4 protein-coding genes and 2 pseudogenes are annotated in these 6,293 nt (G+C 64.3%); 4 read left to right on the top strand and 2 right to left on the bottom strand.

The annotated features are described in order from the left end of the window. The first annotated feature begins 115 nt into the window (after window positions 1-115). A pseudogene (locus tag GOOTI_RS04325) lies at window positions 116-1,440 on the top strand (IS30 family transposase). Further along, window positions 1,418-1,771 (top strand): annotated as a pseudogene (locus tag GOOTI_RS04320) (integrase core domain-containing protein); the annotation flags it as partial. The pseudogenes GOOTI_RS04325 and GOOTI_RS04320, both read left to right, overlap by 23 nt. A gap of 295 nt (window positions 1,772-2,066) precedes the next feature. Here GOOTI_RS04320 and GOOTI_RS04315 read toward each other — a convergent pair. Together GOOTI_RS04315 and GOOTI_RS04310 are read right to left on the bottom strand one after the other, a co-directional pair. Continuing rightward, window positions 2,067-3,740 (bottom strand): UvrD-helicase domain-containing protein, encoded by a 1,674-nt coding sequence (locus GOOTI_RS04315; protein ID WP_007237351.1) that lies wholly within the window; start codon window positions 3,738-3,740, stop codon window positions 2,067-2,069. Further along, window positions 3,737-5,356: an ATP-dependent nuclease gene (locus tag GOOTI_RS04310; RefSeq protein WP_007237350.1), complete on the bottom strand. Its 1,620-nt coding sequence runs from the start codon at window positions 5,354-5,356 to the stop codon at window positions 3,737-3,739. Before GOOTI_RS04310 ends, GOOTI_RS04315 begins: the two co-directional genes overlap by 4 nt. A gap of 46 nt (window positions 5,357-5,402) precedes the next feature. Here GOOTI_RS04310 and GOOTI_RS04305 point away from each other — a divergent pair, with 46 nt between their 5' ends. Both GOOTI_RS04305 and GOOTI_RS04300 read left to right on the top strand, forming a co-directional pair. Next, complete coding sequence (locus GOOTI_RS04305) at window positions 5,403-5,990, top strand: DUF6308 family protein (RefSeq protein ID WP_007237349.1); 588 nt, start codon at window positions 5,403-5,405, stop codon at window positions 5,988-5,990. A 53-nt stretch (window positions 5,991-6,043) separates the two neighbouring features. Continuing rightward, window positions 6,044-6,293: helix-turn-helix domain-containing protein (locus tag GOOTI_RS04300; protein WP_007237348.1), on the top strand; the 250-nt coding region annotated here is incomplete at its 3' end.

The raw sequence follows: 6,293 nt of genomic DNA, 5'->3' as shown, positions 1-6,293 counted from the left end.
AGTCGCAACACCTCGATGACGGAGGTGTGCGATGGGACGCAGCAACAAGCAGACACGCCAGGCGCCGGTGGGTGCCCGCCGGCAGTGGGCGGCGGATCGGGCGTTGCGCCCGTCGATGCGGTCACCGGGGAGACCGGAACCCTCGCGTGCGGTGCAGCGCGATTTCTGGCAGCGGATCGCCTCAGGAGCGACGACTGCCGACGCCGCGGAGGCCGTCGGCGTGTCGTGGCCGGTCGGGTCCCGGTGGTTCCGTCACGCTGGCGGCATGCCGCCGATCAGCCTGGACGAGCCCACGGGCCGCTACCTGTCGTTCACCGAGCGTGAGGAGATCGCACTGTTGCGCGCCCAGGATGTCGGCGTGCGGGAGATCGCCCGTCGGATCGGACGCGACCCGGGGACGATCTCACCGAGCTGCGCCGCAACGCGGCGACCCGCAGCGGCACGCAGGTCTACCGAGCCGGAGTGGCGCAGTGGAAAGCGCAGCAAGCCGCGAAACGCCCGAAAACGGCGAAGCTGGTAGACAACGACAGGTTGCGTGAGTATGTGCAGGAGCGGCTCTCCGGGGCCGTCCGCCGGCCCGACGGCACCGCCGTCGCAGGCCCCGACACGCCCGCGTGGAAAGGACTGAACAAGCCGCATCGGCAGGACCGACGGTGGGCGACGGCATGGAGCCCGCAGCAGATCTCGCACCGGCTGAAAGTTGATTTCCCGGAGGATGAGTCCATGCGCATCAGTCACGAGGCGATCTACCAATCGTTGTACATCGAAGGTCGAGGCGCCCTGAAACGGGAGTTGGTCACATGCCTGCGCACCGGCCGGGCACTGCGGGTGCCCCGTAGCCGATCGCAGAACAAGCCGCAGGGACATGTCACCGCGGACGTGGTGATCAGCGAACGCCCCGCCGAAGCCGAAGACCGTGCTGTCCCAGGGCATTGGGAAGGCGACTTGATCATCGGGACCGGCCGGTCCGCGATCGGCACGCTCGTCGAGCGCAGCAGCCGCTCCACGATCCTGGTGCACCTGCCTCGATTGGAGGGGTGGGGCGAGAGGCCGCCTGTGAAGAACGGTCCGTCCCTCGGTGGCTACGGCGCCGTCGCGATGAACGCCGCGCTGACGACATCGATGACCACGCTTCCCGAGCAGCTCCGCAAGACCTTGACCTGGGACCGCGGAAAGGAGCTGTCCGGTCATGCCCGGTTCGCTCTCGAGACCGGCACGAGAGTGTTCTTCGCCGACCCGCACTCGCCCTGGCAACGACCGACGAACGAGAACACGAACGGCCTGCTGCGCCAGTATTTCCCGAAGGGAACCGATCTGTCCCGGTGGTCCGCCGAGGACCTCGAGGCCGTCGCTCTGGCGATCAACAACAGGCCACGCAAGGTCCTCGGCTGGCGAACCCCGGCCGAGGTCTTCGCCGAGCAGCTACGCTCCCTGCAGTAGCCCGGTGTTGCATCGACCGGTTGAACTCGCCCAGTACACATCGTTGGCGTTCACCGCTGCATTACGCGAAGCCGAGATCACCGGATCGATCGGATCCGTCGGTGACGCCCTCGATAATGCCCTGATGGAATCGGCGATCGGGTTGTACAAGACCGAGTTGATCGACACCCACCCGATCATGGCCGGGTGCGGCGAGGTCGAACGCGAGACCGCCGCCTACGTGTCCTGGTTCAACGCAGAGCGTCTGCACTCGTCACTGGGCTACCAGACGCCGATCGACTACGAAACCAGCTACCGTGAGCGTGTCACCTCCGAAACGGAGGTGGCATAACCAAGGTCTCTACTCGACCCAGGACGATTCACCGCTACGCTGAACCTGCCACACCCGAGCATGGGGAATTGCCTGATAGATACCCCTGGGGAATTACGTGACCGTCGATAGTGTCAGGTGCGGCTCCGCAGGTGTTAGCCACTGCGGCGATTGCGGCTGTCACACGAGGATTCACCCCGACTTGAGGCCCGCGCACCTGGCGCTGCGGATGACGCCGTTCCGAAACTGCAGTTGATCCGCTACCCAACTCTTGGAAGCCATCCGTCGAAGAGATCGGGGTGCTTTACGTCGTCGTCTATGACGGAATCGGTGGCGACGCCGGAAGATCTGCTTGCAGATGTGCTTCGATCTCCTCCGCCAAGGAGAAGTGGGCCCGGATCCCGGGCCACCATCGGCTCTGTGGGGCCTGGTACGGCCCGTACATTCCGTCCGCCATCTCTGTTCTCGTGACAACCAGGCCGTGGCGAGCCCTGGAGAGCATGACCAGCAGGACCCGCTGCTCCTCGGCCAGAGCGTCACCCTGGCTGTTCCGCTTGCCCGGTAGGTGCCCTTCCTCCAGGCCGATGACGAACACCCAGTCGAATTGCTGGCCTTTGCCGGTGTGCGCGTTGAGCAGGTGGACGCCGGGGCCGATGGTCTGTTTGTGGTCGGACGCCCTGATTGACCTCACCGCCGCCTTCGCCGTGACTGCGTCGCTCTGCTCCAGAGTGTCGAACGTGTTGTCGACCAGTTCGCGGGCGTCGACATCGGCGGGATCGACGGCATCTAGCACCGCCAGCCGCGCATCCGTGATGCTCGCTCCATGCGGCAGGGTCGCGACGGTCGAATGGATAAGGGCGACGATCCCAGGGTCGTCGATCGCGAGGTCCCATCGGCGGACTGGGAAGGACTTCTCCTCCACGAACGCCGCATCGATGCTTTCCCTGCGCCACCCCGCACGAGCGATGATCCCGATGGATGCTTCAGGCATCCGGTCCAGGATCGATCCCGCCAGACGTCTTAGCAATTCCGCCTCGGCCGCGCGGTCCGGGAGCACAAGGGCAGCGGAGCAGCCCCTGTCCGGCCACCGCTCTGGCTGCGCGGACACCAGGCAAGAGTCCGGATCGACCAGCTCGCTCACAGAGTTGACCGTCTCCAGCACCTTCGGCGAGGAGCGGTAGGACTCGTGCAGCCTGATTGGCTCGCCGCAGGTCTTTTTGATTTCCGCCTCGACCTCGTCAGGCGCGGCCCCTGCCCACGAGTAAATTCCCTGGAGCGGATCACCGGCGAACGTCCGCCTGGACGTACAGCTCAGCAGGGCGAGATCGAGCTGTTGCATCGAGAGATCTTGGAACTCGTCGACGAGTACCGCGCCGAAGTGCGCCTGGTAGAGCCGCGCGACGGCGGGGATGCGGAGCAGGCGCTGTGCGTGCCGGAGGAGATCGTCGTAGTGCAGCTGGTTCGACTCCTGTCGCGACCGCTCCACCTTCTCCGCGAGCTCGACCGCCTGCGCGGAACCTCGCTGCTGGATAGCCGCCAACACCTCGGCGTCCGAGAGCGGTCCCCGCTTGATCTCGCTCAGGATCTGCTCGGCGTCGTACATGGCGGGCCCGCCACCCGCTGTCTCCATCGCCCGCCGCATGGTGCCTATCTTCGGCGGCTCCAGGTCTTCCATATCGAGGCCGATAGTCCTGCCATGGGCGAGGACCACCTGCGTCGCGAAGCCGTGGAGGTTGCGGACGACGATCTGCCGACGCGCCCGAGCGTGGCCCAGCACGGAGCGGAGACGCTCCTCGAGGTTAGACCGGGCCCGCTTGGTAAAAGTCAAAGCGAGTACGCGCTGGTTCTGCTCGAGGAAACTGATCTGATTGGCGGCGCGGTGCGCCAGGACCTCGGTTTTGCCGCATCCCGGAGGCGCGATAATCAGGAGGTGCGCCATAGTGGAGGTCGCTGCAGTGCGCTGCTCTTCGCTGAGCGAGAATCCGCTCACTGCTTGCTCAGCTCGTTAAGCGTGCGCACGAGACGCGACACGCTGCCGATCTTCTCCGCCGCATCTGGCGTCAGGGCTTCAGCGATGCATGTCGCCGCCTCGACTTTGCCCTTGTCCCTGCAGAACTTCGCTACCGCTTCCGGACCGAGTTTCTCGATCGACTCAACGCCCGTCGATTGCAGCAGTCCCTGTGCCTTGCAGAACTTTCCATCGATGAGGGCTTTTGCCGCAACCGGACCACCGAGGGCGCGGGTGTACTCGTCCTCAAGGTCAATGTCAGAGATGAAAACCTTCTTGTCTACGACAGTGCTGCGCTTGCCTTTGAAGGCGTTTACCCACTTTCCGCTCTCCTGCTCGTCCACCAGTCCGAGCAGAGTCGGGCCAAAGCCGTCGGGTCCGAGGAGCGGGAAGACGTTGCTGAACTTGTCCGCTCCGTCCAGTTCGACGACCACAGCGCCGAGCCGGTCGAAGTCGATGCCCAGCTTCTGTGCCGCCGCCTCGACGATTACCCGATCGGCGTCGCCCTCGACGAGAACGACGAAGCGCGCTGTGAGGGCCTCCAGGAGCCGCGGTGACCACCAGTGCGCGCGCACCTTCTCGACCTTCGACAGCTTTGCATCTCCGATTTGGTGACACTTTCCGTGGCGGTCCACCGCGATGACTTCCGAGGGGTCGAATCGGTGAAGGATGTACGGCGAATGGGTGACAATGATTTTCTGATTCCCGTCGCCGCTTAGGAGGTCCGCTGCTGTCCGCTGACTGGTCGGGTGCAGATGGATCTCCGGCTCGTCGATCGCGAGGACGTTCGCCGTTCCCTCGGCCAGGTCGAAGAGCGTCATAGACATGAGCTGGCGGACCCCGTCCGACTGCTCCGAAAGCGCGACCTGGCTGTCGCCGCGGTTGAGGAAGATCGTCACGTCTTGGAGGACGTCGCTGGACGGATCGGTCACGCTCCGGACCGAGAAGTTCTCCTTAGTGACGTTCCGCGGCATCGAACGGCTGAGATGGCTCGCGACGCGGCCGAGCAAATCCCCGACCGACTCGTTACCTGCTAGTTTCTCGTTGAACTTGCCGAGGATGGCCTTCAACCCGTCCTCGTTTGCACCGAGATCGGCGGCAGCCAGCAGTGTCCGGACCGGGCTGTGCGCGCCCTCCATCATCGACGCGCCGCGGGTCGCCTTCAGAAAGCGCCAGCCGAACGCTTCCAGCTGCTCGCGGCTGGGTGCTCGTTCATGACCGCTCTCCGGGAACCACCGGCGGATCGACACCGCCTCCTCGTCCTCGGGGTCCAGCTCGATCACCATTTGGACCCAGAGGTACTCGCCGACCTGATCTTCGGCGATGCTGATCTCCGAAGGGAAGACTCGACGATTCTCATCCGTGAACCCAGACCATAGAGCGTTTACCACGAGACGCTGCTCCTGATCGCGTAGGTCGCCGGGTTTGAGCGCCTGGTAGAGGCCGGCGGTGCTCGTCCCCAGGAGCAGGTTCAGCATGCGCAGGATCGAGGACTTGCCCACGTCGTCCGCGCCAACGATGACCGCGTGCCTGCGAACCTCAAAATTCAGATCCTGGATCCGGCTGTGATTTGTGATTGCCACCTTGGACAGACGCATACGCGCTTCGCCTTCCTTAGGCTCTGGAGCGAAGGTCCTGCTCCGAATGTGCCTGCTACTGAACTCATTTAACCATCGGACTGTCACCGACGAGTTCACCAGCGACGATCTCGTGGCGTTGACGCTGCTCAGCGTCAACGTCCCCGGCCAAGCCGCGCTGCGGATTCTCGGCGACCGCGACCTGGACTACCGCGCCAGCCTGAACGAGCTGCTGCGTCAGATCCCCACCGAAGTCGAACTCGTCGACGCCAGCGACGAGTTGCTTAAGACGGCTGAGAAGCGGTGGTCGCAGGTCCGCCAGAACCACAACGTGGGGCGTACCAAGACCAGCAAGCTGTCGGCGCGCAAGCGATCTCACCTGCTGCCCGTCATCGACTCAGTGGTCACCACCGCTGTCGGCCACATCCCGGGCAAGCACAACTTCTACCGCGACCTGCGGGCCGCGCTCAACGCCGACGACCGCCGACTGCACAACCATCTGATCGCGCTGCGGGACAAGGCCAGCATCGGCAGCGACATCAGCGCGATCGGGGTGTTCGAGATCCTCGCCTGGATGTGGGGCAGCGGCCGCAGCCCGGTCGACGACACAGATACTCGCCAGCCGCCTGAAACGCGCGTCATCGACGTACCGTGAAACTTGATTCCAACCGACGTGAGCAAGACCGAGGGTTAGCAGGAAGGAGAGCGATGACCATTTGGGACGACATCATGGATACCCCTGCCGAGGCTGAGAGTATGCGCGCACGGGCAAAGATCATGCGCGAACTTCGCCACCACGTCGAGACGCTGGGATGGTCGCAGCCGGTAGCGGCGGGCAAACTCGGTATCTCGAAGCGGCGAGTCGCTGAGCTGATGGGTGGTCGAATCTCGGAATTCAGCCTTGGTGAACTATCGGTGCTCGCAGATCGTGTTGACATAGATGCACACGGTCCTAGTG

It is taken from the genome of Gordonia otitidis NBRC 100426, from assembly GCF_000248075.1.
Classification (GTDB): Bacteria; Actinomycetota; Actinomycetes; order Mycobacteriales; family Mycobacteriaceae; genus Gordonia; species Gordonia otitidis.
Note: the sequence above shows the minus strand (reverse complement) of the source record. Positions and strands in the feature narration are given on the sequence as shown.